We start from the raw sequence: 26,562 nt of genomic DNA on the forward strand, positions 1-26,562 counted from the left end.
GGGAGCCTTGAATGAAAGTCATCGTGCTGGGCGGCGGCGTGATCGGGGTCACCACCGCCTACTTCCTCGCCGAGGCCGGTCATGAAGTGACCGTCTACGATCGCCAACCGGGGCCGGCGCTCGAAACCAGCTTCGCCAATGCCGGCGAAGTATCGCCGGGCTATGCCTCGCCTTGGGCCGGGCCCGGTATCCCGGTCAAAGCCGTCAAATGGCTGTTGATGAAGTACGGCCCTCTGGTCGTGCGGCCCGCCTTCGACCCGAACATGTGGACCTGGCTCCTCAAGATGCTGCGCAACTGCACGGCCGAGCGCTACGCGCTCAACAAGTCGCGCATGGTGCCGCTTGCCGAATACAGCCGCGACACGCTGAAGGCGCTGCGCGAGGCGACCGGCATCACCTACGACGAACGGACCAAAGGCACGCTGCAGCTGTTCCGCAAGCAAAAGCAACTCGACGGCACCGGCGGCGACGTCGAGGTGCTGAAGAAATACGGTGTGCCTTACGAGATCCTCGACCGCGACGGCTGTATCGCCGCCGAGCCGGCCCTTGCGGCGGTGCGCGAGAAATTCGTCGGCGGCCTCAGGCTGCCGGGCGACGAGACCGGCGACTGCAAGATGTTCACCGACAAGCTCGCGGAACTTTGCGTGGCGCGCGGCGTGACCTTCGAATATGGCTCGACCATCCGGCGCATCGTCAGGAACCGCAATCGCCTCACCAACGTCCTCACGGAGGGCGGATGGAAATCCGCGGACGCCTTCGTGATGGCGATGGGCAGCTATTCGGCGCAGTTCATGCGCTCGCTGGGGCGGCCCATACCGGTCTATCCGGTCAAGGGCTATTCGATCACCGTGCCGATCGACAATGTCGAGGCCGCGCCTGTGTCGACCGTCATGGACGAGACCTACAAGGTGGCGATCACCAGGCTCGGCGACCGCATCCGGGTCGGCGGCACGGCGGAGATTTCGGGCTATGACCTTCGCCTGCAGGAATCGCGCCGCCGCACGCTCGAACACTCGGTCGGCGATCTCTTCCCCGGCGGCGGCGATCTCAAGGCGGCGAGCTTCTGGTGCGGCTTGCGGCCGATGACGCCGGATGGACCGCCCTTGATTGGGCAAAGCGAGGTTGCCAACCTCTATCTCAACACCGGCCATGGCACGCTCGGCTGGACCATGGCCTGCGGCTCGGCCAAGGTGCTCGCCGACATCATGTCCAACCGGGTGCCGGAGATCAACGCGCGCGACCTCAGCCCGGAGCGGTATCTCAAACCTATCTGAGGGGCTTTGCATCTGCTTCGGCGGGCTTGCCTCGGAACGCTTCCCCGACCCAGCTGTCGCCGAACAGCTGCTGGTAGAGCTTGGCGCTGGCAAGGCGGCGGCGACCAACTGCCTGTGATAGGATCGGCCGCAGCGAGGGGACTTTGGATGCGTCTTTTTCTTTTTGCGGCGGCCGCCTATCTGACCTGCGCCCCGCCGGCGCTGGCAGCGGACAAAACCGTTCACGACAAGGAGCACGGCTTTTCGCTGACCTATCCCGAGCAATGGGCGAGCGAAACCGCCTTTGACAACACCATTCGGCTCAAGATCAAATCCGGCGAAGGAGGGCTCACCTGCCGCGTGTCGGAAAATGCCTATGATCCGACCGCTCCCGACAATCCGCCCGATGTCAGGGCGTTCATGGAGGAAGACTGGAAGGTGAGCAACTGGCAGACCATGGTCGGCGTCGCCTATCAGTCGGCCGCCTTCCGCCAGGACAGGTTGGCGCATTTTCCGGACGGCTATCCGGTGCGCACAGCCGAGATGGATTTCCACTATGCCGACGAGAATGTCAGCTTCTACGGCCATTCCCGCATCGCGCTGACGCTGCGCAGCTCGCATTACGGCTTCGTCGATTGCGGGGTCGCGGGCGACAACTCCGAAGAGGTGGAGCGGAAATGGGCGCCGCTTGCGGACGAGGCCGAGAAGATCGTGAGCTCGTTCGTGCTCGACGCGGATTAGACAAAAAGGCCGCGCTCGCGTTCCACGGCCTTGGTAATGAAGTTGGCGACCAGCTGCACGCGGCGCAGCGGCCGCACCGATTCATGATAGACCAGCCAGTAGGCGCGGCGGATGGGCGCGACGATGTCGACCGGCACCAGCTCCGGCATCGAATGGGCGACAAAAGTGTGGAGGATGCCGATGCCGGCGCCGGAGCGCACCGCTTCGGCCTGGCCAAGCGCCGAGGAGATGGCAAAGCTGGTGCGCCATTCGGGGCTGAATTCGGCAGCATAGTCGAGCGAGGGGCTGACGATGAGGTCCGGCACATAGCCGATCAGCGTGTGCCGGCCGAGCTCGGCCGGCGCTTTCGGCAGGCCGTTGGCTTCGGCATAGGCGCGGGAGGCGAAGAGGCCGAGCGTATAGTCGACCAGCTTGCCCGCCACCAGCCGCCCTTCGCTCGGCCGCTCGACGGTGATCGCAATATCGGCCTCGCGCCTGGACAGCGAGAAGGAGCGCGGCACCGGCACCAGCTGGATGGTGAGCTCGCGGTGCAGCGCAGTCAGCTCGCCCAGCCGCTTTGCCAGGAAGGCGACGCCAAATCCGTCCGGCGCGCCGATGCGCACCGTGCCCGAAACGTCGTCGCCCTCGCCGGCAATGGTCGAGCGCGCGGCGATCATGTCGCTCTCCATGCGCTCGGCTATGTCGAGGAAGCGCTCGCCGGCCGGCGTCAGCTCGCTGCCGGTGGTCAGGCGGCGGAAGAGCTTTGTGCGGAGCGCCTCCTCGAGCGCGGCGATGCGGCGCGAGACGGTGGCGTGGTTGAGCTCCAGGCGCTTGGCCGCACCGAGAATCTGGCCGGCGCGGGCGACTGCAAGGAAGATGCGGACGTCATCCCAGTTCATGGGAGTGGTCCGTTTTAACCGGCAGCGCCGCGTTCCCGCCCACCCCCCTCTGTCCTGCCGGACATCTCCCCCGCAAGGGGGGAGATTGGCAGCTTCTCTGATGGCGCTTCTTTTCAATCGTTGGTGATTGGCGAAAGCCTTCGTGACGTCTGATCTCCCCCCTTGCGGGGGAGATGGCCGGCAGGCCAGAGGGGGGTGTGAAGGAACGCAAGCTTCGGCCTTTTCGGCAATCCATCATTTGCGGCAATTAATGCACACCTCGGGATCGTTGTCTATTTTCCGCACAACGGTTGCGTTTTGGCTCGCGTTGCCATCGCCGCCGCAAAGGCAGACAATGGGTCATCATCAGAACAGGGAGAGAAAAGCATGATCGAATACGGTCATTTCATCGGCGGCAAGCGTGTCGCCGGCACCAGCGGGCGCAAGCAGGATGTGATGCAGCCGATGGACGGCTCCGTGCGCGGCACGGTGGCGCTGGCCTCACAGGCGGAACTGCGCGCCGCGGTCGAGAACGCCAAGGCGGCGCAGCCGAAATGGGCGGCCACCAACCCGCAGCGCCGCGTGCGCGTGCTGATGAAATTCCTCGAGCTGGTCGCCCGTGACTACGACGAGCTGGCCGACATCCTGGCGCGCGAGCACGGCAAGACCATTGCCGATGCGCGCGGGGACATCCAGCGCGGCCTCGAAGTGGTCGAGGTCTGCATCGGCGCGCCGCACATGATGAAGGGCGAGTTCACCGACGGCGCCGGCCCCGGCATCGACGTCTATTCGATGCGCCAGCCGCTCGGCGTCGTCGCCGGCATCACCCCGTTCAACTTCCCCGCAATGATCCCGTTGTGGAAGATCGCCCCGGCCATCGCCTGCGGCAACGCCTTCATCCTGAAGCCGTCCGAGCGCGATCCGGGCGTGCCGTTGCGCATTGCCGAGCTCTTCATCGAGGCCGGCCTGCCCGAGGGGATCCTCAACGTCGTCAACGGCGACAAGGAAGTGGTCGACGCCATCCTCGACGATCCGGACATCAAGGCCATCGGCTTCGTCGGCTCGACGCCGATCGCGCATTACATCTATTCGCGCGGCACCGCCTCGGGCAAGCGCGTACAGTGCTTCGGCGGCGCCAAGAACCACATGATCATCATGCCCGATGCCGACATGGACCAGACTGTCGATGCGCTGATCGGCGCCGGCTACGGCTCGGCCGGCGAACGCTGCATGGCGATCTCGGTGGCTGTCCCGGTCGGCAACGACACCGCCAACCGTCTGATGGAAAAGCTGGTGCCTCGCGTCGAGAGCCTCAAGGTCGGCCCCTCGACCGACTCTTCCGCCGATTTCGGTCCGCTGGTGACCGCGCAGGCGCTGGAGCGCGTCAAGGGTTACGTCGATATCGGCGTCAAGGAAGGCGCCAAGCTCGTCGTCGACGGCCGCGGCTTTAAGATGCAGGGCTATGAGAACGGCTACTATATGGGCGGCTGCCTGTTCGACAACGTGACCGCCGACATGCGCATCTACAAGGAAGAGATCTTCGGGCCGGTGCTCTCGGTGGTGCGCGCGCCGCGCTACGAGGATGCCATCAAGCTCGCCAATGACCACGAGATGGGCAACGGCGTCGCCATCTTCACCCGCGACGGCGATGCCGCGCGTGATTTCGCCAGCCGCGTTCAGGTCGGCATGGTCGGCGTCAACGTGCCGATCCCGGTTCCGATCGCCTATTACACGTTCGGCGGCTGGAAGGCGTCGTCCTTCGGCGACCTCAACCAGCACGGTCCGGACGCGTTCCGCTTCTATACCAAGACCAAGACGGTCACCTCGCGTTGGCCGTCGGGTATCAAGGACGGCGCCGAGTTTGTCATCCCGACGATGAACTAGCCCGAACGGTCGTCCAAACCAACATTGAGAAGGCGCGGCGCAAGCCGCGCTTTCTTTTTATGGACGAAGGCGAAGCACAACTTCAGGCGCATGAATTCCGGCGCATCGCGTCATGCGTGCGTCCGCATATTCTAATAATTCCATCGCCGTGTGATGGAACCAACAGACCACCATCTGCCTTAGGCTTTATTCCTGCCATGCGTGCAGGCAACCAAGCAGCGCCGGTTCAAGCCGGGGTTCTCGTCTGGCGCGAGGAGGTGTCAGATGACACGATTTGTTGTGGCGGCAATATTGGCGGCGACGGCGATGACCGTTGGAGCCGCGCCGGCGAGCGCGGCGGCGCAATGCGCGGCGCGCGCCGACATCATCAAGGCGCTTGGCGACAAGTTCCACGAAACCGAGGCTGGGCGCGGCCTGATCAATCCGAACGTCGTGCTCGAGATCTTTGTCTCCGACCAGGGAAGCTGGACGGTGCTCGCCTCCGATACCAAAGGCCAGAGCTGCGTGCTTTCCGTCGGCGAGGGCTGGGACAGCCCGACGATCACCGCGGCGATGCCGGGCGCCTGAAACCGGCAGGGAGCCGGGGTGCGCGCCACAACGGCTCCCACGGTCGGGCGTCAAGTGGCGCCAAGCAAGGCGCTCTCCGCGGCGCCGCTTGTTTACGGAGCGGAGCTTCACCATATCGAATCTCAGGGAGTCATGATCTCCCGACGACAGACCGGAAGCCAGAAGGAGTGACGCGATGAAGACGTCCAATCCGGCCTGGAGCCTTCCGGCACACTGAGGCGGCCGAATGTGCCTCCCTTTGCCGGAATGCGACGGCAAAGGAGGTGCCCCATGGCACGCGAATTTTCGTTTCAATGGGTCAAGCTTGCGGCCCTTGGCGCCATGATGGCGCTGCCGGCAGTTCCGGCGCGGGCGCAAGTCATCTGCGGCGGCCATGACTATCTGGTCGCGAAGCTGGCGGAGGCATTCGAGGAGAAGCGGCTGGGCTATGGCGTGGCCGGACAAGTCGCCATCTTCGAGGTGTTCGTCTCGGCAGGCGGAACCTGGACCATCCTGATGACGGACGTCAAAGGCCAGAGCTGCATCCTGGCCGCCGGCGAGGGGTGGGAAGACACGCTGGCCACCGCGGTCGGGCAGCCGGGTGGCTGAAGCGCCTCGAGCAGGCGCTGGTCCTGCTCAGCGCGTGGCGGCCACCTCGGCATGACCGCGCAGCAGCGCTATCAGCTTCTTGGCGTCCTTGGCGGCGGCTTCCTCGTCGCCGTCGAGGATGGAACGGATCAGCGCCACGTGGTGCTCGGCCGATTCGGCGAGACCGGTATCGGCCTTGTAGCGATACCAGAAGCGGCGGCTGTGGGTCTGCAAGGGGCCTGCCACACGCGCCGCGAAGGGGTTGTCGGCGGCGATGGCCAGCGCTTCGTCGAGCGCCTTGTCGGCCTGGATGAAGGCAAGCACATTGCTCGAGATCACCGCCTTCTGCATGGCCAGGGCCGCTTCGTGGAACAGGTCGGCGGCCTCGCGGGTGACGAAGCGGGCGGCCGAGCGGGCGAGCACCACCTCGATGCCGCGCCGCGCATCCAGCACCCGCAGCCAGTCGCCGGCGTGAAGCGGCGCCACCGCGATGCCGGCACGGGGTCTGATGTCGAGAAGCCCTTCCCAGGCGAGCCGCTGGATAGCCTCGCGCACGGGGGTGCGTCCGAGACCCAGCCGCTCGATCAGCGCGCCTTCGGTGACGAAGCCCGACGGCGCCAGCTCGAGCGTGACGATCATATACTCAAGCGCGCGATAGGCCTTGGTCGCCGCCGGCTCGAAGGTCGCGTTCGCCTCGATGGATATCAGCGGGGAGATCAATGGCGGGCTCCTGATATATTTTTCATATATCATAAGTGATTCAGCGTTGACAGGCTAATTCTTAATAGATATACGGCTGATATATCAGAGGAGAGATAGCCATGTGGGCCGGAGTTTTCCCCGCCGTCACGACCAAATTCACCGCCGACGACCGTCTCGACCATGCCGAGATGGAGCGCTGCTACGGGCTGCAGATGGAGGCCGGCTGCGATGGCATCATTGTGTGCGGTTCGCTCGGCGAAGGATCCATGCTGTCGCCCGACGAGAAGATCGAGGTGCTGAAGGCGGCGCGGAAAGTCGCCGGGAAGAAGCCGGTGCTCTTGACCGTCAACGAGCCCGGCACGCGTGAGGCGGCTGCTATCGCCAAACGCTCCGCCAAGGAAGGCGCCGACGGACTGATGGTGGTGCCGAGCCCGATCTATCACACCGACCCGCAAGAGACGGTCGCCGCCCTTCGCGCCGTCGCCGAAGCAGGCGACCTGCCGGTCATGATCTATTCCAACCGGCTCGCCTATCGCGTCGACGTCACCGTCGATCTGATGGAGGAGCTGGCGTCGGACAAGCGTTTCGTCGCCATCAAGGAATCCTCCGACGACATCCGCCGATCGACCGAGATCATCAACCGCTTCGGCGACCGCTACGACCTCTTCACCGGCGTCGACAACCTTGCCTTCGAGGCGCTGTCGGTCGGCGCCATCGGCTGGGTCGCCGGCCTCGTCACCGCCTTCCCGCGCGAGACGGTCGCGATCTACCAGTTGATGCAACAGGGCCGACGCGACGAGGCGTTGGCGATCTACCGCTGGTTCCGGCCCTTGCTCGACCTCGATGTCTCGACCTATCTGGTCCAAAACATCAAGCTTGCCGAAGTGCTGGCGATCGATACCAATGATCGCGTGCGCATGCCGCGCCAGCCGCTGTCGGGTGAACGCCGCAAGGCGGTCGAAAAGATCGTCCGGGATGCGCTGGCGGTGCGGCCGAAGCTGCCGCCGCTGCAGACGTCTCCTCGATCGGCGGACAGCTTGGCGGCGGCCGAATAAGGGACAGCCCTGACGTGCAACGAAATTCCAAATCCTGGGAACAGGAGCGGCGCTCAGCCACCGGGGCATCTTCTGCCGGTGCACGGGGAGAAGCGGACGACATCGCCATCATTGGCGGCGGCATCATCGGCATCTGCGCTGCAACCCTGCTCTCGGAAGCGGGGCGCAGCGTCACCGTCTTCGACCGCACCGGCATCTGCGAGGAGACGAGCTCCGGCAATGCCGCCGCCTTCGCCTTCTCCGATGTGCTGCCGCTGGCGCATAAAGGCATGATACGGCAATTGCCGAAGTGGCTCGCCGACCCGCTCGGGCCTTTGGCCATCCCGCCGGCCTATCTGCCGAAACTTCTGCCCTGGCTGATCCGCTTCTGGCGGGCGGGCGCCGCCAGGCACTACGAAGCGAGTCTGGCGGCGCAGGCGGGCATGATGAAGCTCGCCCAAGCCGAATGGATGGAGCTGCTCGATCGCTCCGGCTCGCGGCCGATGCTGCGCGAGGATGGGTCGCTGGAATTTTATGAGAGCGAGGCGGAGTTCCGCGCCTCGCTGCCCGGCTGGGCCGAGCGCGAGCGTTTCGGCATCGGCTTTCGCCACGTCGAGGGCGAAGAGATGGCGGCGCTTCAACCGGGTCTTTCGCCGCGCTTCGTCAAGGGCACCTTCGTGCCGGGCTGGAAGACGGTCGCCGACCCGAAGCTGCTCGGCAAGGCGATCTGGGCCTATGCGGAAAAGCTCGGCGCCCGTTTCGAGCATGCGCGGGTCGCGCGCATAGAAGAGGATGCAAAGGGCCCCACGATCGTTCTGGCCGACGGCAGCAGGCGCGCGGCAAAGACGCTTCTGATCGCCGCGGGCGCCTGGTCTCATCTCCTGGCAAGGGATATCGGCGACCGCATCCCGCTTGAAACCGAGCGCGGCTATAACACGACGCTGCCGGTGTCGGCCTTCGACGTGAAACGGCAGCTGATCTTTTCCGGCCATGGCTTCGTCATCACGCCGCTCGAGACCGGCTTGCGCGTCGGCGGCGCCGTCGAGCTCGGCGGCATCGAGCGGCCACCAAATTTCGCCCGTTCCAAGGCGATGCTGGAGAAGGCGAAGCGTTTCCTGCCCGGGCTTGATCCGTCGGGAGGCCGCGAGTGGATGGGTTTTCGCCCCTCGCTGCCGGATTCCCTGCCGGTGATCGGCGCGGCGCGCGCGCCGAACGTCTATTATGCCTTCGGCCACGGCCATCTCGGCCTGACCCAGTCGGCGGCGACCGGCCGCTTGATCCGCGATCTCGTTCTCGGGCAGACTCCGCCGCTCGATCTCACGCCCTTCAGTCCGCAGCGTTTCTGAAAAAGAGTCCATCATGGCCAAAAAATCCTTCTTCTGCATCGACGGCCACACCTGCGGCAATCCGGTGCGCCTGGTCGCCGGCGGCGGGCCGTTGCTCGAGGGCGCGACCATGATGGAGCGGCGGGCGCATTTTCTCGCCGAATATGACTGGATCCGCACCGGACTGATGTTCGAGCCGCGCGGCCATGACGTGATGTCGGGCTCGATCCTCTACCCGCCGACGCGCGAGGACTGCGACATCGCCATCCTGTTCATCGAGACCTCGGGCTGCCTGCCGATGTGCGGGCATGGCACGATCGGCACCGTCACCATGGCCATCGAGCACGGGTTGGTGAAGCCGAAGACGCCGGGCGTGCTCAGGCTCGACACGCCGGCCGGCCTGGTTATCGCCGAATACAAACAGGTCGGCGAGTATGTCGAGGAGGTGCGCATCACCAACGTGCCGTCCTTCCTCTATGCCGAAGGATTGACCGTCGACTGCCCGGTGCTCGGCGAGATCAGCGTCGACGTCGCTTATGGCGGCAATTTCTACGCCATCGTCGAGCCGCAGAAGAATTACCGGGACATGGCCGATCACTCGGCCGGCGACCTCATCGCCTGGAGCCCGGTTGTGCGCCAGCGCCTCAACGGGAAATACTCCTTCGTGCATCCGGAGAACCCCGGCATCAACCGGCTGTCGCATCTGCTGTGGACGGGCAAGCCGAAACATGCCGAGGCCGACGCGCGCAACGCCGTCTTCTACGGCGACAAGGCGATCGACCGCAGCCCTTGCGGCACCGGCACCTCGGCCCGCATGGCGCAGCTCCATGCCAAGGGCAAGCTCAGGGCCGGCGACAGTTTCGTGCATGAATCGATCATCGGCTCGCTGTTCAAAGGCAGGGTCGAAAAGGAGGTCAGCGTGGCCGGTAAGCCGGCGATCATCCCCTCGATCGGCGGCTGGGCACGGATGACGGGCCTGAACACCATCTTCATCGACGACCGCGATCCGTTCGCGCATGGATTCGTCGTCACATAAGCGTCACAGCCTCACCCAACGGAAGGCATGCCGCCCAACATGGGCAGCCTCTGTTCGCGCAAGAAATCTTCTCATCAACTTATTTTGACGGCGATTTCTTCGAGCGGGTGGGCATTATAGGGCTGAATCGTCAAAGACATTGCGTTGTGCCAATGATAGGTTCCGCGATAGTCCAGGGGGCCGGGTACGAAAAACGGACAATCGGGCGGCGTGCTTCCAAAACACGCCCGGCGATTGAAAAATCACGTTGCAATCCGGGCTCGAGACTTTACGACTAGGGGAAATACGAAAAGGAGTGCGACCCGGAAACGGGCGACATTCCAGGGGAGCCGCGTAAATATGCAGTATTTCGTCCAGCAGCTTATCAATGGGCTGACGCTGGGATCTATCTATGGCCTGATCGCAATCGGCTACACGATGGTCTACGGCATCATCGGCATGATCAATTTCGCCCATGGCGATATCTTCATGGTCGGCGCCTTCACCGCCCTCATCGTCTTCCTGATCCTTGGCGCGTTGTTCTATTCGGTGCCGGTCGTGGTGGCGCTTCTGATCATGATGATCGTCGCCATGCTTCTCACCAGCCTCTACAACTGGACGATCGAGAAGGTGGCCTACCGGCCGCTGCGCGGCTCGTTCCGGCTGGCGCCGCTGATCACCGCCATCGGCATGTCGATCGCGTTGTCCAATTTCGTGCAGGTCACGCAAGGCCCGCGCAACAAGCCGATCCCGCCGCTGGTCAGCCAAGTCTACACTGTTGATGGTGTGAGCGTTTCGCTGAAGCAGATCCTCATCGTGATCGTCACCATCGTGCTGCTGGCGATTTTCTGGTATCTCGTCAACCGGACAGCGCTCGGGCGGGCGCAACGCGCCTGCGAGCAAGATCGCAAGATGGCAGCACTACTCGGTATCGACGTCGACCGCACCATCTCCATCACCTTCATCATGGGCGCAGCTCTCGCCGCCGTCGCCGGCACGCTGTTCCTGATGTATTACGGCGTCGTGGTGTTCTCGGACGGCTTCGTGCCGGGCGTGAAAGCCTTCACGGCGGCCGTGCTTGGCGGCATCGGCTCGCTGCCCGGCGCGGTGCTCGGAGGATTGCTCATCGGCTTCATCGAGAGCATGTGGTCGGCCTATTTCTCGATCGACTACAAGGACGTCGCCGCTTTCTCGATCCTGGCGATCGTGCTCATCTTCCTGCCCTCCGGCATCCTCGGCCGGCCTGAAGTCGAAAAGGTCTGATCCTGATGGCCGTTACCGTGTCTTCGGAGCGCGACGCCGTCGCTACTCCAGTTCAGCGCGCTTTTCGCGAAGCGCTCTATGCAGGCGCCATCGCGCTCGGCCTGTTCGTGCTGTTTATCGGTCTCAGGACCGACCAGAATATCTCCAACGAACTGATTCTGGTGCAGCGCTGGGGCCTGCTCGCCCTGGTGGTCATCGCCACCGCCGGGGGCCGCTTCCTGTATGTCGCCTATGGCCAGCCCTTCGTGGCCAGCCTGAAGATCGCCGACATCGACACAGGCCTGCTGCCCGACACCATGGCGGCACGCTTCTTCAGGATGCCTTATTTCGTAGCCGCGGTCGTTGTCGCAGCCCTGCTGTTCGTGCTGGCCGGCTCGCTTGACGGGCTGCTCGGACCCGACCTTGCCGGCTACGCGCGCTTTGTGCGGGCGCTGGCGATCATTTATGCCGTCGCCTGGGTAATGTATTATTTCCGGGCCTTCATCCACGCCCACTTCTCGGCGTTGGGCATCAGCGCGCTGGCGCTCTATCCGATCATCGTCGTGCTGGTGCTTGCGCTGGTAACAGGATCGATAGCGGGAGGGTTTCAGGGCTCTTTGAAGTGGGTCGACAATTTCGGCATCCAGATCCTGATCTATGTGATGCTGGCCTGGGGGCTGAACATCGTCATCGGCCTCGCCGGCCTGCTCGATCTCGGCTACGTCGCCTTCTATGCCGTCGGGGCGTATGCCTACGCGCTGCTCGGCACGCATTTCGGCCTGTCGTTCTGGATCCTGCTCCCGGCCGCCGGCTGCATGGCCGCCTTCTGGGGCGTCATGCTCGGCTTCCCGGTGCTGCGGCTGCGCGGCGACTATCTGGCGATCGTCACCCTTGCCTTTGGCGAGATCATCCGCCTCGTCCTGATCAACTGGCGCGAGGTGACAAACGGTTCGGCCGGCATTTCCGGCATTCCAAAGGTCTCCTTCTTCGGCCTGATGTCGTTCAACGTCTCGGATCCGAACTACATCGCCAAGGTGCTGCACATCGCCACATCGAGCGCCTATTACAAGATCTTCCTTTACTATCTGATCCTCGGACTCTGTCTTTTGACCGCCTTCGTTACCATCAGGCTGCGGCGGTTGCCGGTCGGCAGGGCGTGGGAAGCGCTGCGCGAGGACGAGATCGCCTGTCGCTCGCTCGGCATCAACACCACCACCACCAAGCTGACGGCGTTCGCCACCGGCGCCATGTTTGGCGGCTTCGCCGGCTCGTTCTTCGCCGCAAGGCAAGGTTTCGTCAGCCCCGAATCCTTCGTCTTCCTGGAATCGGCGATTGTCCTCGCCATCGTCGTGCTCGGCGGCATGGGTTCGCTGGTCGGCATCGCCGTAGCGGCGCTGGTGATGATCGGCGGCACCGAAGCGTTGCGGGAGCTCGACTTCCTGAAGCGGGTCTTCGGTCCCGATTTCACGCCTGAACTCTACCGCATGCTGCTTTTCGGCATGGCCATGGTCATCGTCATGCTGTGGAAGCCGCGCGGCTTCGTCGGCAGCCGCGAGCCGACGGCCTTCCTGAAGGAGCGAAGAGCGGTTTCAAGCTCCTTCACCAAGGAGGGGCACGGCTGATGAACGCGACCCCTTCCTCGAACGATTTCATCCTGCAGGTCGAGCATTTGTCGATGAGGTTCGGCGGCCTAGTCGCCATTGGCGACCTGTCGTTCCAGGCCAGGCGCGGCGAGATCACCGCGCTGATCGGCCCGAACGGCGCCGGCAAGACCACGGTGTTCAACTGCATCACCGGCTTCTACAAGCCGTCTGAAGGCATGATCACGCTGAACCGGGGGGACGGCTCGACCTATCTGCTCGAGCGCCTGCCCAACCACGAGATCCCGGCCCGCGCCAAGGTGGCGCGCACCTTCCAGAACATCCGCCTGTTCTCGGGCATGACGCTGCTGGAGAACCTCCTGGTCGCGCAGCACAACAAGCTGATGAAGGCTTCGGGCTATACTCTCCTCGGCCTGTTCGGCTTTCCGAGCTATCGCCAGGCCTCGGCCGAGTCGATCGAGCTCGCCAGGCACTGGCTGGAGAAGGCCGATCTTGTCGATCGCGCCGACGATCCGGCCGGCGACCTGCCCTATGGCGCGCAGCGGCGCCTGGAAATCGCGCGCGCCATGTGCACGGGGCCGGAGCTCCTGTGCCTCGACGAACCGGCCGCCGGCCTCAATCCGAAGGAATCTGCGGCGCTCAACGAGCTGTTGATGGGCATCAAGAGCACCGGCACGTCGATCCTGCTCATCGAGCACGACATGTCGGTGGTGATGCAGATCTCCGACCATGTCGTCGTGCTCGAATACGGCCGCAAGATCTCCGACGGCAATCCGGCGTCGGTCCGCACCGATCCGCGCGTCATCGCTGCCTATCTCGGCGTCGACGACGAGGAGGTCGAGACGGTGCTGACCGAGGTCGGCGATGAGGACGTGATCGAGCAGCTAGATACCGGCCCCGATTCCGCGCATGGGCCGGGAAATTCCGCCTCGATGATGGCGGGGCCGGTTTCCGATTCGGTCGAACATGGGAATGAGGGCGAGCGGGTCACGGTCTCGAAGGGCGCCTCGAAGGCGGCGCAAGTCGACGCGCGCGCTGCGTCGATAGCCAGCAAGCCTACAGCCAAGCCGGCCGCGAAGCGGAGCACTGGGAAGGCCGCGCCGAAGAAAACAACCGCCGGGGCTCCGGCCGCGAAGGCCGACAGCGCTTCGAAGGGCAAGGACGCAGCGGCCAAGCCCGCACCTGGCAAGCGTGGAGGGCGTAAATAATGGCCGGCACAACGCTGCTCGACATCAAGGGTGTCGAGACTTACTACGGCAACATCCGGGCGCTGAACGGCGTCGATGTCAGCGTCGACCAGGGTGAGATCGTGGCACTGATCGGTGCCAACGGCGCCGGCAAGTCGACGCTGATGATGACCATCTTCGGCGCGCCGCGCGCCCGCACCGGAACCATCACCTTCGCCGGCACCGACATCACCAAGATGCCGACGCATGAGATCGCACGCCTGCGCATCGCGCAATCCCCGGAAGGCAGACGCATCTTTCCGCGCATGACGGTGATGGAAAATCTGCAGATGGGCGCCAGCCTCGACAACCTCAAGCATTATGACGAGGACGTCGAGAGGGTGTTCACGCTGTTCCCGCGGCTGAAAGAGCGCATCGCCCAGCGCGGCGGCACGCTGTCGGGCGGCGAGCAGCAGATGCTGTCGATCGGGCGCGCGCTGATGGCGCGGCCGAAGCTTTTGTTGCTGGACGAGCCCTCGCTGGGCCTCGCTCCGCTGATCGTCAAGCAGATCTTCGACGCCATCCGCGAGCTCAACAAGACGCAGGGGCTGACCGTGTTCCTGGTCGAGCAGAACGCCTTCGGCGCGCTCAAGCTGGCCACGCGCGGTTATGTCATGGTCAACGGCAATGTGACGATGAGCGGCACCGGCAAGGAATTGCTCGCCAATCCGGAAGTGCGCGCCGCCTATCTCGAAGGCGGACATCATTAGAGCGCGATGACTTTCCCAGGATCGCCATCTCGCTCTAAGGTTTTGTTCTTGAAGCATGATCTTCTCCGAAAAGTCTGCAACTTTTCGGGATCATGCTAAGATCTGGGGACATCAATCATGCAGGGCATTATCTACGAAGAAGCCTCGATCTGGCAGTTTCTGTTCGTCACAGGCCTGCTTGGCGGCGGGGCGGCATGGATGACAGGCAAAGCGGCGGCTCAGACCTGGAGCACGTATCTGCGGCTGTTTTTCTTCCTGCTCGGTCTCGGTATCGGCGTCAGGTTCATCCATCACGCCTTGTTCGGCGGCACGATGTTCTCGCTGCATTACTATATCGTCGACACCATCGTCCTGATGATACTGGGCTTCCTCGGCTATCAATACACGCGCACCAACCAAATGGTCACGCAGTATAACTGGCTCTATGAAAGAGCTTCCTTGTTAAGCTGGAAACCGAAAGGTTGACGTTCACCATTACGCCGTTTCGGGGATGAATCGGCGTGACAAGTGCCTGAAAATCGGCATTCTATGCTTTCTGCGATAAGGGTGGGCATCGCATGAAAGTATCATCCACGCCCACTCCGTAAATGGGAGCGTTTCAATGAAAAAATCACTTTTGTCCGCCGTGGCGCTGACCGCGTTCGTCGCGTTCAGCGGCAGCGCGTGGGCCGACATCCTGATCGGCGTCGCCGGTCCGATCACCGGCCCGAACGCCGCCTTCGGCGCGCAGTTGCAGAAGGGCGCGGAACAGGCGGTCGCCGACATCAATGCGGCGGGCGGCATCCTCGGCCAGCAGCTCAAGCTCGAGATCGGTGACGATGTCTCCGATCCCAAGCAGGGCATCTCGGTCGCCAACAAGTTCGTCGCCGACGGCGTCAAGTTCGTCGACGGCCACTTCAACTCCGGCGTGTCGATCCCAGCCTCGGAAGTCTACCAGGAAAACGGCATGCTCGAGATCACGCCGGCCGCGACCAACCCGAAGTTCACCGAGCGCGGCATGTGGAACACCTTCCGCACCTGCGGTCGTGACGACCAGCAGGGCAAGGTGGCTGGCGACTACATTGCCAAGAACTTTAAGGATGCCAAGATCGCCATCATCCACGACAAGACGCCTTATGGTCAGGGCCTCGCCGACGAGACCAAGAAGAACCTCAACGCCAACGGCATCACGGAAGTGTTGTACGAAGGCGTGAATGTCGGCGACAAGGACTTCTCGGCCCTCATCGCCAAGATGAAGGAAAACGGCGTCACGCTCATCTACTGGGGCGGCCTGCACACCGAAGCCGGCCTGATCATCCGTCAGTCGGCCGATCAGGGCCTGAAGGCGCCGCTGTTCTCGGGCGACGGCATCGTCTCCAACGAATTGGCCTCGATCGCGGGCGACGCCGTTGCCGGCACGCTCAATACCTTCGCTCCGGATCCGCGCAAGAATCCGGCCGCCAAGGAAGTGGTCGAGAAGTTCCGCGCCAACGGCTTCGAGCCGGAAGCCTACACGCTCTACTCCTATGCCGCGGTGCAGATCATCGCCCAGGCCATCGCCAAGACCGGCTCGGCTGACGACGCGCAGAAGGTTGCGGAGACGATCAGGGCCAACACCTGGAAGACCGCCATCGGTGACATCGGCTACGACAGCAAGGGCGACATCACCCGTCCTGACTATGTCATCTATGAATGGAAGAAGGGCGACGACGGCAAGTACAGCTACTTCGAGAAATAAGCCGGCAAACTCAAGCCGACTTTTCGGGGATGCCCGGCGCTCGCGCCGGGCATTTTCGTTTGCGGGCGAGGCCAACCGGAAGCTCCGCGCCGCGCCTCGGGCCATACCCGTCCACCACCCATGATCTGTGTTCGAAGAACAGCAATGACGATTTGGCGCAAACAGGCGACTTAAATCGTTTTAGCTGTCGCGCAAATTTGTTTGCGCTGCAGCATTTTCACGTTAATCATTGCGCCGGTTCATCTCCCTTCCGCTGCTGGAGCCTACTCCTTGGCCATCACGAAGATCCTCGTCGCCAACCGGTCCGAAATCGCCATCCGCGTGTTCCGCGCGGCCAACGAGCTCGGCCTCAAAACCGTGGCGATCTGGGCGGAGGAGGACAAATATTCGCTGCACCGCTTCAAAGCCGACGAGAGCTATCAGGTCGGCCGCGGACCGCATCTGGCCAAGGACATGGGGCCGATCGAGAGCTACCTGTCGATCGAGGAGGTGATCCGGGTCGCCAGGCTGTCGGGCGCCGACGCCATCCATCCCGGCTACGGCCTGCTGTCGGAAAGTCCGGAATTCGCCGAGGCCTGCGCCGAGGCAGGCGTCACCTTCATCGGCCCGAAGCCGGAAACGATGCGCCGGCTCGGCAACAAGGTCGCCGCGCGCAACCTGGCGATTGAAGTCGGCGTCCCGGTCGTCCCGGCAACCGATCCGCTGCCGGACGACATGGACGAGGTCAAGAAGCTCGCCGCGCAAATAGGCTATCCGGTGATGCTCAAGGCCTCGTGGGGCGGCGGCGGCCGGGGCATGCGCGCCATCCGCGCCGAGGCCGACCTCGCGCGCGAGGTGATGGAAGGCAAGCGCGAGGCCAAAGCCGCCTTCGGCAAGGACGAGGTCTATCTCGAAAAGCTGATCGAGCGCGCCCGCCATGTCGAGGTGCAGGTGCTGGGCGACACGCATGGCAATGCCGTGCATCTGTTCGAGCGCGACTGCTCGATCCAGCGCCGCAACCAGAAGGTCGTGGAGCGTGCGCCGGCCCCCTATCTCAGCGAGGAGCTGCGCCAGGAGCTTTGCGGCTATGCGCTCAAGATCGCGCGCGAGACCAGCTATATCGGCGCCGGCACGGTCGAGTTTCTGCAGGACGCCGACACCGGCAAGTTCTATTTCATCGAGGTCAATCCGCGCATCCAGGTCGAGCACACCGTTACCGAGCAGGTGACCGGCATCGACATCGTCAAGGCGCAGATCCACATCCTCGATGGCTTCGCCATCGGCACGAAGCAATCGGGCGTGCCGGCGCAGAAGGACATCAGGCTGAACGGCCACGCGCTGCAGTGCCGCATCACCACCGAGGATCCGGAGCACAATTTCATTCCGGATTATGGCCGCATCACCGCCTATCGCGAGGCGGCCGGCTTCGGCATCCGGCTCGACGGCGGCACCGCCTATTCGGGCGCGGTCATCACCCGCTTCTACGATCCGCTGCTCGAAAAGGTGACGGCCTGGGCGCCGACGCCCGGCGAGGCGATCTCGCGCATGAACCGGGCGCTGCGCGAGTTCCGCATCCGCGGCGTCGCGACCAACCTCACCTTCCTCGAAGCGATCATCAACCACCCGCGCTTCGCCGACAATTCCTACACGACGAGGTTCATCGACACGACGCCGGAGCTGTTCGAGCAGGTGAAGCGGCAGGACCGCGCCACCAAGCTGCTCAACTACCTGGCCGATGTCAGCGTCAACGGCCACCCCGAGACGCGCGGGCGGCCAATGCCGAAGGCGAATGCGGCCGCACCCGTGGTGCCCTATCTCAACGGCCATGTTCCGGACGGCAGCAAGCAGAGGCTCGATGCGCTTGGCCCCGAGAAATTCGCGGCCTGGATGCGCGGGGAGCGCCAGGTGCTGGTCACCGATACGACGATGCGCGACGGCCACCAGTCGCTGCTCGCCACGCGCATGCGCACCTATGACATCGCCGGCATCGCCGGCACCTATGCGCGGGCGCTGCCGCAATTGCTCTCGCTGGAATGCTGGGGCGGCGCGACCTTCGACGTCGCCATGCGCTTCCTCACCGAGGACCCGTGGGAGCGTCTGAGCAAAGTGCGCGAGGCCGCGCCCAATCTTCTGCTGCAGATGCTTCTGCGCGGCGCCAACGGCGTCGGCTACACCAACTATCCCGATAATGTCGTCCAGCATTTCGTCGCCCAAGCGGCAGCCGGCGGTGTCGATCTGTTCCGCGTCTTCGACTGCCTTAACTGGGTCGAGAACATGCGCGTCGCCATGGATGCGGTCGGCGCCGAGGGCAAGCTGGTCGAAGCGGCGATGTGCTACACCGGCGACATCCTCGATCCGGCGCGGGCGAAGTACGATTTGAAATACTATGTCGGGCTGGCCAAGGAGCTGGAGGCGGCCGGCGCGCATATCATCGCCGTCAAGGACATGGCCGGCCTGTTGAAGCCGGCCGCGGCGCGCGTGCTGTTCAAGGCGCTGCGCGAGGCGACCGACCTGCCGATCCATTTCCACACGCACGACACGTCAGGGCTGTCGGCGGCGACGGTGCTGGCAGCGGTGGAGAGCGGCGCCGACGCTATCGACGCAGCGATGGATTCCTTCTCCGGCAACACCTCGCAGCCCTGCCTCGGCTCGATCGTCGAGGCACTGAAGGGCACCGAGCGCGACCCCGGTCTCGATCCGCAATGGATCCGCCGCATTTCCTTCTACTGGGAAGCGGTGCGCAACCAGTACGCAGCCTTCGAGAGCGATCTCAAGGGACCTGCCTCGGAGGTCTACCTGCACGAGATGCCGGGCGGCCAGTTCACCAACCTCAAGGAACAGGCGCGCTCGCTCGGGCTCGAGACGCGCTGGCATGAGGTGGCGCAGGCCTATCACGACGTCAACCTGATGTTCGGCGACATCGTCAAGGTGACGCCCTCGTCCAAGGTGGTCGGCGACATGGCGCTGATGATGGTCAGCCAGGATCTCACCGTCGCCGATGTCGAGAACCCGGCCAAGGACATCGCCTTCCCCGATTCGGTCGTGTCGATGCTGCGTGGCGATCTCGGCCAGTCGCCCGGCGGTTGGCCGGCGGCGCTGCAGAAGAAGGCGCTGAAGGGCGAAAAGCCGATCACCGTGCGGCCCGGCTCGCTGCTAAAAGCAGCCGACCTCAAGGCTAGCCGCAAGGACATCGAGGGCAAGCTCGACCGCAAGCTCTCGGAGTATGAATTCGCCTCCTGGCTGATGTACCCGAAGGTGTTCACTGATTTCGCCGCGGCGCAGGAGACCTACGGGCCGGTGAGCGTGCTGCCAACGCCGACCTATTTCTACGGCATGAAGCCGGAAGACGAGATCTTCCTCGATATCGAGAAGGGCAAGACGCTGGTGGTTCGCTGCCAGGCGTTCGGCGAAGTCGACGACAAGGGCATGGTCACCGTGTTCTTCGAGCTCAACGGCCAGCCGCGCCGCGTCAAGGTGCCGGACAGGGCGCATGGCGCTTCCGCCGCCAAGGCGCGCCGCAAGGCCGAGCCCGGCAATGAGGGGCATGTCGGCGCGCCGATGCCCGGCGTCGTGTCGGCGCTTGCCGTGGCGGCCGGACAGGCGGTCAAGGCGGGCGACGTGCTCTTGTCGATCGAGGCCATGAAGATGGAAACCGCGCTGCATGCCGAACGCGACGGCGAGATCGCCGAGGTGCTGGTGAAGGCCGGCGATCAGATCGACGCGAAGGATCTGTTGATCGCATTCAAATAAGGTGTGCCGATATTCAGGTGAGGCCGGCCTGCAAACGCCGGCTTCCTGCGCTTCCGGTGCTCACGTCCTTAAGTACGCTCCGCTCCGGTTCTCGGAATCCATCGTTTTCGACTCGGCCTGACCTGAATCTCGGCACACCTTTGGATGTGCGCAGCCGTCCACAGGCGCTCGACAAGTGTCTTGACCCGCCGCGCCCGCTCGGGCAGGGAACCCGCTCCAATTTGCCGTGGCGGGAATCGCCACTGCTCCAGAAGACGCGGAGAGAAAAATGGCCGACGAAATCACCGAGACCAGCCAGACTGTAGCCGCCGGCCAGCTGCGCACCATCATCGAGCGTATCGAGCGGCTCGAGGAAGAGAAGAAGACGATCTCCGACGACATCAAGGATGTCTATGCCGAAGCCAAGGGCACTGGCTTCGACACCAAGGCGATCCGCACCATCGTGCGGTTGCGCAAGAAGGATCAGGCCGAGCGCCAGGAAGAGGAGTCCATCCTCGATCTCTACAAGGCCGCTCTCGGCATGGCGTAAGCCTCATGGCCGGAGACCGGCCATGAACGAATTCGACTTCGGCGGCCGTCGCGCCTCGGAGTTCCGCCATCGCGGCTTCTGGGCGCTGTTCGCCGAACGGCACCCGCAAGAAAGGCAAAGGCTCGCTCGGCGCGGGCCATGGTTCTGGCAGCGCGGGCTGCCGGATTTCGCTTTGGTTCTTTCGATGTATGTCGCGCCGGCGCAGAACCATGTCGGCGTCTTCTTCGGGCGCAACGAGAAGTTCGGCGCCACGGAGTCCTGGTCGCGGTTGAAGCCGTTCCAGCCGGCGATCGAGGCCAGGCTGAAGCTCAGGCCCGAGCAGAGCTGCGAAGGTCTCGGCATCAACTCGATGTGGCGGGTGAACTGCTACGCCGAGGACAATTGGCCGGCCATGAGCGACTGGCTGGTGCGGGAATGCTCACGCTTCGAAGAAGCCGTGACCGAAATTCTCGGGCAGCGATAGGTCGCGGGCGATGAGGGATTTTTTCCGTTCGCGCTGGAGAGGCCAGGTTCCGCTCGATCGGCTGTTCTGGCGCGATATGCTGCTGGTCGGTACCATTCTGAGCATCGCCTCTTCGGCGCTGGCGCTGGTCCTGCTCGGGTTGAAGCTGCCGCTCTGGCTGGTGCTGGCGGTGCATTTCCTCCCCGTCCCCTACACCATTTTCCTGACGGTCGCTGTCTGGCGGACCGCGGAGAAGGCCGGGGGCTTCAAGGCGCAGCTGATGATGCTCGGTTCCGCGCTCTGGCTGATCACAACGGTCGTTGTGTAGAGCCGGATGGAGCATGAAAAAGGGCGGCCGGGGCCGCCCTTTGCGAAGACTGGAAGCCCAGATCAGACCGCAGGCTCGAAGCGCAGCGCCACGCCATTGATGCAGTAGCGCAGGCCGGTCGGCGGCGGGCCGTCCTCGAAGACATGGCCGAGATGGCTGCCGCAGCGGGCGCAATGGCATTCGGTGCGGACCATGCCGTAGCTGCGGTCGACGGTGGTCTCGATCGAGCCCGGGACCGGATCGTTGAAGCTCGGCCAGCCGGTGCCGCTCTCGAACTTCAGCTTGGATTCGAACAGCGGCTGGTCGCAGCCGACGCAATAGAAGGTGCCGGCGCGCTTTTCGTAGAGTAGGGCGCAACTGCCGGGGCGCTCGGTGCCGTGGTTGCGCATCACGGCATATTGCTCCGGGGTCAGCCGGGCGCGCCACTCGGCATCGGTGCGGGTGACGGGATAGGCGTGAGTGTCCATGAAATCTCCTCGGCCTTGGCGGCTCGTTGTTGCTTGCAACGGTTATTCGCACAAACATAGGCATCTGTTACAAATGCCGCCAGCGAAAGCGAGCTAGTGCTTGCGCGACAACTGCCTGGTCGCAGCTTCAAGCCCGGCCAATGTCAGCGGGAACATGCGGCCGCCGAAGATGTCGCCGATCAACTGGATCGAGTGCGTGTAGCGCCAGTTCTTCTCAGCTTCGGGATTGAGCCATATCGCGTTCGGCCATTGCTGCAGCAGGCGGGCCAGCCACACGCTTCCGGCCTCCGGATTCCAGTGCTCGACCGAGCCGCCCGGATGGGCAATCTCGTAAGGGCTCATCGAGGCGTCGCCGACAACGATCACCTTGTAGTCCGGCCCGTATTTGTGAATGAGGTCGAAGGTCGGGATTGTCTCGGCCAGCCGCCGGCGATTGTCCTTCCAGACGCGCTCGTAAAGGCAATTGTGGAAGTAGAAATATTCGAGCTGGCGGAACTCGGCGCGCGCGGCGGAAAACAGTTCCTCGACGCCGCGTATATGGTCATCCATTGAGCCGCCGACATCGAAGAACATCAGAAGCTTCACGGCATTGCGCCGCTCGGGCCGCGTCTTGACGTCGAGATAGCCATGCTCGGCGGTGGCGTGGATAGTGCCGGGCAGGTCGAACTCTTCCTCGGCGCCCTCGCGCACCCAGCGGCGCAGCCGCTTCAGTGCCACCTTGATGTTGCGGGTGCCGAGCTCGACGGTGTCGTCGAAGTTCCGGAATTCGCGCTTGTCCCAGACCTTCACCGCGCGGCGATGCCGGCTGTCATGCTGGCCGATGCGAACCCCTTCGGGGTTGTAGCCATAGGCGCCGAAGGGCGAGGTGCCGCCGGTGCCGATCCATTTCGAACCGCCCTGGTGGCGCCCCTTTTGCTCCTCGAGGCGCTGCTTCAAGGTCTCCATCAGCTTGTCGAAACCGCCCAGCGCTTCGACCAGCTTCTTTTCCTCCTCGGTCAGGTGCTTTTCCGCCAAACGGCGCAGCCATTCCTCGGGGATGTTGACGACATCGACGGCATTCGGGCCGCCGAGCGCCTCGACACCCTTGAAGACATGCGCGAAGACCTGGTCGAAACGATCGATATGACGCTCATCCTTCACCAGGGCCGAGCGCGCGAGGTAGTAGAAAGCCTCGACGTCATAGTCGACCAGCCCGGCCTCCAGCCCTTCCAGCAGCGACAGATATTCCCTGAGCGAAACAGGAACCCGCGCGGCCTTCAGTTCTAGGAAGAAGGGGATGAACATCAGTCCCTTATAGCAAATCGTACTCGATGAATCCGGTTCGCCTTGCCACATGGTCGTAGAGCCGGCGCGCCGTGGCGTTGGTCTCGTGCGTCATCCAGTAGACATTCTTGACGCCGATCTTGCCGGCCTCGTCCCGCACCGCTTTGATCAGCGCCGCGCCCACGCCTTTGCCGCGCACCTCCGGATCGGCGAACAGATCCTGCAGGTAGCAGTTGTTGACCAGTGACCAGCAGGAGCGATGGTAGAGGTAGTGGGTCAGCCCAACCGCCTTGCCGTCGAACGTGGCGATGAAACCTTTCGGCTCGAATTCGCCTGCCGTGAACAAACGCTTCCAGGTGACGTCGTAGACCTCGTCCGGCAGCTTGGTCTCGTAGAAGGTGAGGTAGGCAGTCCACAAGCGCCGCCAGTCGGCGTGGTCGGACTGCACGAACGGGCGAATGGCGATCTCGGACATCTTTTCTCCTCCAGTGCTTTGGTCTGAAGCTGCGGCAGCGACCGATTGCCGGCAACGGTCCACGGACGGGGAAAGCGCTATTGCTGCCGTCTGGCCATGAAGGCCAGCCGCTCGAACAGGTGCACGTCCTGCTCGTTCTTGAGCAGCGCGCCGTGCAGCTTCGGCAGCATGTTCTTGGGATCGGCGCGCAGGTCCTCGGGCGCGATGTCGTCGGCGACCAGCAGGCGGATCCAGTCGAGCGCTTCGGAGGTCGACGGCTTCTTCTTCAGGCCCGGCACATCGCGGATCTCGTAGAACTGGCTCAGTGCCGCCCGCACCAAATTCTGCTTGATGCCGGGGTAATGCACCTCGACGATCCGGTGCAGCGTGTCGATGTCGGGGAAGCGGATATAGTGGAAGAAGCAGCGGCGCAGGAAGGCGTCCGGCAGTTCCTTCTCATTGTTCGAGGTGATGATGACGATGGGCCGGAACTCGGCGCGGATCGTCTCGCCGGTCTCGTAGACGAAGAACTCCATCCGATCGAGCTCCTGCAGGAGGTCGTTGGGGAATTCGATGTCGGCCTTGTCGATTTCGTCGATCAAAAGCACGACTTTTTTCTGCGCAGCGAAGGCATCCCACAGCTTGCCGCGCTTGATGTAATTGGCGATGTCGTTGAAGCGCTCGTCGCCGAGTTGGCTGTCGCGCAGCCGCGAGACGGCGTCATATTCGTAGAGGCCCTGTTGCGCCTTGGTGGTCGATTTGACGTTCCATTCGATGAACTCCAGCCCGAGCGCCGAAGCCACCTGGCGGGCAAGCTCGGTCTTGCCGGTGCCGGGCTCGCCCTTGACCAGCAAGGGCCGCTCCAGCGCGATCGCGGCATTGACCGCAACCATCAGATCCTTGTCGGCGACATAGGCCGCAGTGCCTTCGAAACGCATCTTTTCTCCTGTCCGTGCGGCGGACCGTAAGGAGGCTGGACGGGCCGCGCAAGGGCGGTTGCCGGACAGCTTCCCATCGGGACGGTCCGCAAGACGAATTATGCGCAAATGGTGACCCGTTTCTCTGGCGCACGGCTAATCATCGGCCTATATTTGTCGACGGCGGTCTGCGCTTCCCGGCAGGAGAAACTTATCCCCGGGGCCTTATCGATCCTTAGGGAGCTGTCCCTGGGAAGACCCGTGGGTTTTCTCACACGGCGCCCACCTACTTTGTAGGCACCCGGGATCGACCTCTCCACCGGTTGCGTGGATCGTCGCTCTCCTGTTTTCGGGAGACAAGCGTCTTCTCTCTGTTTGACGCATTCCAGGAAAACCGCGGCGCACTTTGCTGGAATTGCGCTAGAAAGCGTCGCTCCTAAATCTCCATCCAAATCTGACCCTTTCTAGCGTCGGCGCATGTCACCTTCCAAAGACCTGAAAAAACAGCTTCGCAAGGAGGCGCTGGCGCGCCGCGATGCGCTCGACGAGTTCTGGCGCGTCGAGATCGCGCTCGAAATGGCCGAGACCGCGAAGGAAAAAATCGACTTTGAACCCGGTCGGGTCGTCTCCGGCTTCTGGCCGATGCGCTCCGAGGTCGATGTGCGGCCGCTGATGTTCGCGCTGCGCGAGAAGGGCGCAAGGCTCTGCCTGCCGGCGATCCTCGACAAGACCACGATCGTCTTTCGCGAGCTGGTGCGCGGCGCGCCGATGGTCGAGATGGGATTCGGCACGGTCGGGCCGCATGAAGAGGCGGAAGTGCTCGACCCGACGCTCATGCTGGTGCCGCTCGCCGCCTTCGACGGCCGCGGCCACCGTATCGGCTACGGCGCCGGCTATTACGACCGCGCCATTGCCAGGCTGGCCGACAAGGGCATCACGCCGAGGCTGATCGGCATCGCCTTCGATTGTCAGCAAGTCGAGCGGGTGCCGGATGAGAACCATGACGTCATCATTCCGGAAATACTGACCGAGAGCGGGTTGCGCCGGTTCACGCCGCAATTATAGATAGTCGGCGAGGCTGATGGTCTTCGCGGAAGTCATGCAGCTTGGCAGACTTCGGCTCGGGATCGTATGAGACTTCTCTTCCTCGGCGACATGGTTGGCAAAACAGGGCGCACGGCAGTCTGGGAACAGCTGCCGGGGCTGATTTCCGACTTCAAGCTCGACTTCGTCATCGTCAATGGCGAGAACGCCGCCGGCGGCTTCGGCATCACCGAGGAGATCTTCCGCGAGACGCTCGCGGCCGGCGCGGATGTCGTCACCACCGGCAACCATGTCTGGGACCAGCGCGATGCGCTGATCTTCGCGCCGCGCGAGGAGCGCTTCCTGCGTCCCTCCAATTTCCCGAGGGGCACGCCGGGCCGCGGCTCGGGCGTTTACATCGCGCGCAATGGCGCGCGCGTGCTGGTCGCCAACATCATGGGCCGCGTCTTCATGCATCCCGAGCTCGACGACCCTTTCCAGGCCGGCGAGCGTGAGCTTGCCGCCTGCCCCCTCGGTGAGCAGGCCGATGCAGCCATCATCGATTTCCACGCCGAGGCGACCTCGGAGAAGATGTGCTTCGCGCATTTCGTCGACGGTCGCGCCAGCCTGGTGGTCGGCACGCATACGCATCAGCCGACCGCCGACCATCAGATCCTCAATGGTGGCACCGCCTATATTTCGGACGCCGGCATGTGCGGCGATTATGATTCCTCGCTCGGCATGGACAAGGAAGAACCGCTGAACCGGTTCCTTTCCAAGGTACCGAAGGGCCGTTTCGAGGCGTCCTCAGGGCCTGCGACGCTCTGCGGCGTCGGCGTCGATATTTCGGACCGCACCGGGCTTGCCGAAAAAATCGCGCCGTTTCGTCGCGGACCGCGGCTGGAAGAAACGGCGCCGTCCTTCTGGTCGTGACATTGATATAAGCGAAATCAATACCTAACTGGCGAC

The 26,562-nt window shown here is 63.6% G+C and carries 25 protein-coding genes, 1 other RNA gene and 1 pseudogene; 21 read left to right on the top strand and 6 right to left on the bottom strand.

The features are described 5' to 3' along the window. Positions 1 to 11 precede the first annotated feature (11 nt). Both LB538_RS20930 and LB538_RS20935 read left to right on the top strand, forming a co-directional pair. A complete protein-coding gene (locus tag LB538_RS20930) occupies positions 12 to 1,274 on the top strand; it encodes a D-amino acid dehydrogenase (RefSeq protein ID WP_095767221.1) in 1,263 nt (420 codons plus the stop codon). Positions 1,275 to 1,421: 147 nt separating this feature from the next. Beyond that, a complete protein-coding gene (locus tag LB538_RS20935; RefSeq protein ID WP_224528178.1) occupies positions 1,422 to 1,994 on the top strand; it encodes a hypothetical protein in 573 nt (190 codons plus the stop codon). On the opposite strand, the gene LB538_RS20940 is transcribed toward LB538_RS20935, so the two are convergent. Further along, positions 1,991 to 2,872: a LysR family transcriptional regulator gene (locus tag LB538_RS20940; RefSeq protein ID WP_224528174.1), complete on the bottom strand. Its 882-nt coding sequence runs from the start codon at positions 2,870 to 2,872 to the stop codon at positions 1,991 to 1,993. The two genes, LB538_RS20935 and LB538_RS20940, sit on opposite strands and share 4 nt — an antisense overlap. A 366-nt stretch (positions 2,873 to 3,238) precedes the next feature. On the opposite strand from LB538_RS20940, the gene LB538_RS20945 reads away from it, so the two are divergent. The 3 genes from LB538_RS20945 to LB538_RS20955 all read left to right on the top strand — a co-directional run bounded on the left by LB538_RS20945 (position 3,239) and on the right by LB538_RS20955 (position 5,890). Next, complete coding sequence (locus tag LB538_RS20945; RefSeq protein WP_224528169.1) at positions 3,239 to 4,735, top strand: CoA-acylating methylmalonate-semialdehyde dehydrogenase; 1,497 nt, start codon at positions 3,239 to 3,241, stop codon at positions 4,733 to 4,735. Positions 4,736 to 4,999: 264 nt separating this feature from the next. Beyond that, complete coding sequence (locus tag LB538_RS20950) at positions 5,000 to 5,302, top strand: hypothetical protein (RefSeq protein WP_140841768.1); 303 nt, start codon at positions 5,000 to 5,002, stop codon at positions 5,300 to 5,302. A 270-nt stretch (positions 5,303 to 5,572) separates the two neighbouring features. Further along, positions 5,573 to 5,890, top strand: coding sequence for a hypothetical protein (locus LB538_RS20955; RefSeq protein WP_224528156.1), 318 nt, complete (start codon positions 5,573 to 5,575; stop codon positions 5,888 to 5,890). Positions 5,891 to 5,917: 27 nt separating this feature from the next. Here LB538_RS20955 and LB538_RS20960 read toward each other — a convergent pair whose 3' ends face one another. Continuing rightward, positions 5,918 to 6,622, bottom strand: coding sequence for a GntR family transcriptional regulator (locus tag LB538_RS20960; RefSeq protein WP_224528154.1), 705 nt, complete (start codon positions 6,620 to 6,622; stop codon positions 5,918 to 5,920). 68 nt (positions 6,623 to 6,690) lie between these two features. Here LB538_RS20960 and LB538_RS20965 point away from each other — a divergent pair, with 68 nt between their 5' ends. From LB538_RS20965 to LB538_RS21025, 13 genes and pseudogenes are all read left to right on the top strand, one after another. Continuing rightward, positions 6,691 to 7,626 carry a dihydrodipicolinate synthase family protein gene (locus LB538_RS20965; RefSeq protein ID WP_224528152.1) on the top strand — a complete coding sequence of 312 codons (936 nt, stop codon included), beginning with the start codon at positions 6,691 to 6,693 and terminating at the stop codon, positions 7,624 to 7,626. Positions 7,627 to 7,640: 14 nt separating this feature from the next. Continuing rightward, on the top strand, positions 7,641 to 8,951 hold the full coding sequence (locus tag LB538_RS20970) for an NAD(P)/FAD-dependent oxidoreductase (RefSeq protein ID WP_224528149.1): 1,311 nt from the start codon (positions 7,641 to 7,643) through the stop codon (positions 8,949 to 8,951). Between the two features lie 13 nt (positions 8,952 to 8,964). Next, positions 8,965 to 9,966 carry a 4-hydroxyproline epimerase gene (locus tag LB538_RS20975; protein WP_224528146.1) on the top strand — a complete coding sequence of 334 codons (1,002 nt, stop codon included), beginning with the start codon at positions 8,965 to 8,967 and terminating at the stop codon, positions 9,964 to 9,966. 339 nt (positions 9,967 to 10,305) lie between these two features. Beyond that, positions 10,306 to 11,208: a branched-chain amino acid ABC transporter permease gene (locus LB538_RS20980; RefSeq protein WP_224528143.1), complete on the top strand. Its 903-nt coding sequence runs from the start codon at positions 10,306 to 10,308 to the stop codon at positions 11,206 to 11,208. 5 nt (positions 11,209 to 11,213) lie between these two features. Next, the gene (gene livM, locus LB538_RS20985) at positions 11,214 to 12,809 is read left to right on the top strand and encodes a high-affinity branched-chain amino acid ABC transporter permease LivM (RefSeq protein ID WP_095767233.1); all 1,596 of its coding nucleotides are present in this window, start codon (positions 11,214 to 11,216) and stop codon (positions 12,807 to 12,809) included. After that, positions 12,809 to 13,969: pseudogene (locus tag LB538_RS20990) on the top strand (ATP-binding cassette domain-containing protein); the annotation flags it as partial. The gene livM and the pseudogene LB538_RS20990, both read left to right, overlap by 1 nt. 26 nt (positions 13,970 to 13,995) lie before the next feature. Then, a complete protein-coding gene (locus LB538_RS20995) occupies positions 13,996 to 14,724 on the top strand; it encodes an ABC transporter ATP-binding protein (RefSeq protein ID WP_224528140.1) in 729 nt (242 codons plus the stop codon). A gap of 117 nt (positions 14,725 to 14,841) precedes the next feature. Beyond that, a complete protein-coding gene (locus LB538_RS21000; RefSeq protein ID WP_095767236.1) occupies positions 14,842 to 15,189 on the top strand; it encodes a DUF6867 family protein in 348 nt (115 codons plus the stop codon). A 136-nt stretch (positions 15,190 to 15,325) separates the two neighbouring features. Further along, a complete protein-coding gene (locus LB538_RS21005) occupies positions 15,326 to 16,441 on the top strand; it encodes a branched-chain amino acid ABC transporter substrate-binding protein (protein WP_095767237.1) in 1,116 nt (371 codons plus the stop codon). 270 nt (positions 16,442 to 16,711) lie between these two features. Then, the gene (gene pyc / locus LB538_RS21010) at positions 16,712 to 20,170 is read left to right on the top strand and encodes a pyruvate carboxylase (RefSeq protein ID WP_224528138.1); all 3,459 of its coding nucleotides are present in this window, start codon (positions 16,712 to 16,714) and stop codon (positions 20,168 to 20,170) included. A gap of 268 nt (positions 20,171 to 20,438) precedes the next feature. Beyond that, a complete protein-coding gene (locus tag LB538_RS21015) occupies positions 20,439 to 20,699 on the top strand; it encodes a DUF2312 domain-containing protein (RefSeq protein ID WP_095767239.1) in 261 nt (86 codons plus the stop codon). A gap of 22 nt (positions 20,700 to 20,721) precedes the next feature. Beyond that, complete coding sequence (locus LB538_RS21020; RefSeq protein WP_140841746.1) at positions 20,722 to 21,162, top strand: hypothetical protein; 441 nt, start codon at positions 20,722 to 20,724, stop codon at positions 21,160 to 21,162. A gap of 10 nt (positions 21,163 to 21,172) precedes the next feature. Then, a complete protein-coding gene (locus LB538_RS21025; RefSeq protein WP_095767241.1) occupies positions 21,173 to 21,469 on the top strand; it encodes a hypothetical protein in 297 nt (98 codons plus the stop codon). 62 nt (positions 21,470 to 21,531) lie between these two features. Here LB538_RS21025 and msrB read toward each other — a convergent pair whose 3' ends face one another. From msrB to LB538_RS21045, 4 genes are all read right to left on the bottom strand, one after another. Then, positions 21,532 to 21,936 carry a peptide-methionine (R)-S-oxide reductase MsrB gene (gene msrB / locus LB538_RS21030; protein ID WP_224528136.1) on the bottom strand — a complete coding sequence of 135 codons (405 nt, stop codon included), beginning with the start codon at positions 21,934 to 21,936 and terminating at the stop codon, positions 21,532 to 21,534. A gap of 93 nt (positions 21,937 to 22,029) precedes the next feature. After that, positions 22,030 to 23,220, bottom strand: a complete 1,191-nt coding sequence (locus LB538_RS21035) for a vWA domain-containing protein (protein ID WP_224528119.1) — start codon at positions 23,218 to 23,220, stop codon at positions 22,030 to 22,032. Between the two features lie 7 nt (positions 23,221 to 23,227). Next, on the bottom strand, positions 23,228 to 23,674 hold the full coding sequence (locus LB538_RS21040; RefSeq protein ID WP_140841738.1) for a GNAT family N-acetyltransferase: 447 nt from the start codon (positions 23,672 to 23,674) through the stop codon (positions 23,228 to 23,230). Positions 23,675 to 23,751: 77 nt separating this feature from the next. Then, complete coding sequence (locus LB538_RS21045; RefSeq protein ID WP_095767244.1) at positions 23,752 to 24,591, bottom strand: AAA family ATPase; 840 nt, start codon at positions 24,589 to 24,591, stop codon at positions 23,752 to 23,754. 161 nt (positions 24,592 to 24,752) lie between these two features. Between LB538_RS21045 and ssrS the strand changes: the two genes are divergently transcribed. The 3 genes from ssrS (at position 24,753) to LB538_RS21060 (ending at position 26,526) form a co-directional block, all read left to right on the top strand. Continuing rightward, positions 24,753 to 24,908: non-coding RNA, 6S RNA (gene ssrS, locus LB538_RS21050), on the top strand. Between the two features lie 139 nt (positions 24,909 to 25,047). Continuing rightward, on the top strand, positions 25,048 to 25,635 hold the full coding sequence (locus tag LB538_RS21055) for a 5-formyltetrahydrofolate cyclo-ligase (protein WP_224528105.1): 588 nt from the start codon (positions 25,048 to 25,050) through the stop codon (positions 25,633 to 25,635). Between the two features lie 66 nt (positions 25,636 to 25,701). Next, complete coding sequence (locus LB538_RS21060; RefSeq protein ID WP_095767248.1) at positions 25,702 to 26,526, top strand: YmdB family metallophosphoesterase; 825 nt, start codon at positions 25,702 to 25,704, stop codon at positions 26,524 to 26,526. The last annotated feature ends 36 nt before the right edge of the window (positions 26,527 to 26,562 follow it).

Origin of the sequence: Mesorhizobium sp. Ca11 (genome assembly GCF_020165275.1) — a bacterium.
Taxonomy (GTDB): domain Bacteria; phylum Pseudomonadota; class Alphaproteobacteria; order Rhizobiales; family Rhizobiaceae; genus Mesorhizobium.

What these genes read in the sequence shown, in the direction of transcription:
- LB538_RS20930 (WP_095767221.1), top strand. Translation starts at nt 12, where the DNA reads ATGAAAGTCATCGTGCTGGGCGGCGGCGTGATCGGGGTCACCACCGCC.
- LB538_RS20935 (WP_224528178.1), top strand. Translation starts at nt 1,422, where the DNA reads ATGCGTCTTTTTCTTTTTGCGGCGGCCGCCTATCTGACCTGCGCCCCG.
- LB538_RS20940 (WP_224528174.1), bottom strand. Translation starts at nt 2,872, where the DNA reads ATGAACTGGGATGACGTCCGCATCTTCCTTGCAGTCGCCCGCGCCGGC.
- LB538_RS20945 (WP_224528169.1), top strand. Translation starts at nt 3,239, where the DNA reads ATGATCGAATACGGTCATTTCATCGGCGGCAAGCGTGTCGCCGGCACC.
- LB538_RS20950 (WP_140841768.1), top strand. Translation starts at nt 5,000, where the DNA reads ATGACACGATTTGTTGTGGCGGCAATATTGGCGGCGACGGCGATGACC.
- LB538_RS20955 (WP_224528156.1), top strand. Translation starts at nt 5,573, where the DNA reads ATGGCACGCGAATTTTCGTTTCAATGGGTCAAGCTTGCGGCCCTTGGC.
- LB538_RS20960 (WP_224528154.1), bottom strand. Translation starts at nt 6,622, where the DNA reads ATGATATATGAAAAATATATCAGGAGCCCGCCATTGATCTCCCCGCTG.
- LB538_RS20965 (WP_224528152.1), top strand. Translation starts at nt 6,691, where the DNA reads ATGTGGGCCGGAGTTTTCCCCGCCGTCACGACCAAATTCACCGCCGAC.
- LB538_RS20975 (WP_224528146.1), top strand. Translation starts at nt 8,965, where the DNA reads ATGGCCAAAAAATCCTTCTTCTGCATCGACGGCCACACCTGCGGCAAT.
- LB538_RS20980 (WP_224528143.1), top strand. Translation starts at nt 10,306, where the DNA reads ATGCAGTATTTCGTCCAGCAGCTTATCAATGGGCTGACGCTGGGATCT.
- livM (WP_095767233.1), top strand. Translation starts at nt 11,214, where the DNA reads ATGGCCGTTACCGTGTCTTCGGAGCGCGACGCCGTCGCTACTCCAGTT.
- LB538_RS20995 (WP_224528140.1), top strand. Translation starts at nt 13,996, where the DNA reads ATGGCCGGCACAACGCTGCTCGACATCAAGGGTGTCGAGACTTACTAC.
- LB538_RS21000 (WP_095767236.1), top strand. Translation starts at nt 14,842, where the DNA reads ATGCAGGGCATTATCTACGAAGAAGCCTCGATCTGGCAGTTTCTGTTC.
- LB538_RS21005 (WP_095767237.1), top strand. Translation starts at nt 15,326, where the DNA reads ATGAAAAAATCACTTTTGTCCGCCGTGGCGCTGACCGCGTTCGTCGCG.
- LB538_RS21015 (WP_095767239.1), top strand. Translation starts at nt 20,439, where the DNA reads ATGGCCGACGAAATCACCGAGACCAGCCAGACTGTAGCCGCCGGCCAG.
- LB538_RS21020 (WP_140841746.1), top strand. Translation starts at nt 20,722, where the DNA reads ATGAACGAATTCGACTTCGGCGGCCGTCGCGCCTCGGAGTTCCGCCAT.
- LB538_RS21025 (WP_095767241.1), top strand. Translation starts at nt 21,173, where the DNA reads ATGAGGGATTTTTTCCGTTCGCGCTGGAGAGGCCAGGTTCCGCTCGAT.
- msrB (WP_224528136.1), bottom strand. Translation starts at nt 21,936, where the DNA reads ATGGACACTCACGCCTATCCCGTCACCCGCACCGATGCCGAGTGGCGC.
- LB538_RS21035 (WP_224528119.1), bottom strand. Translation starts at nt 23,220, where the DNA reads ATGTTCATCCCCTTCTTCCTAGAACTGAAGGCCGCGCGGGTTCCTGTT.
- LB538_RS21040 (WP_140841738.1), bottom strand. Translation starts at nt 23,674, where the DNA reads ATGTCCGAGATCGCCATTCGCCCGTTCGTGCAGTCCGACCACGCCGAC.
- LB538_RS21045 (WP_095767244.1), bottom strand. Translation starts at nt 24,591, where the DNA reads ATGCGTTTCGAAGGCACTGCGGCCTATGTCGCCGACAAGGATCTGATG.
- LB538_RS21055 (WP_224528105.1), top strand. Translation starts at nt 25,048, where the DNA reads ATGTCACCTTCCAAAGACCTGAAAAAACAGCTTCGCAAGGAGGCGCTG.
- LB538_RS21060 (WP_095767248.1), top strand. Translation starts at nt 25,702, where the DNA reads ATGAGACTTCTCTTCCTCGGCGACATGGTTGGCAAAACAGGGCGCACG.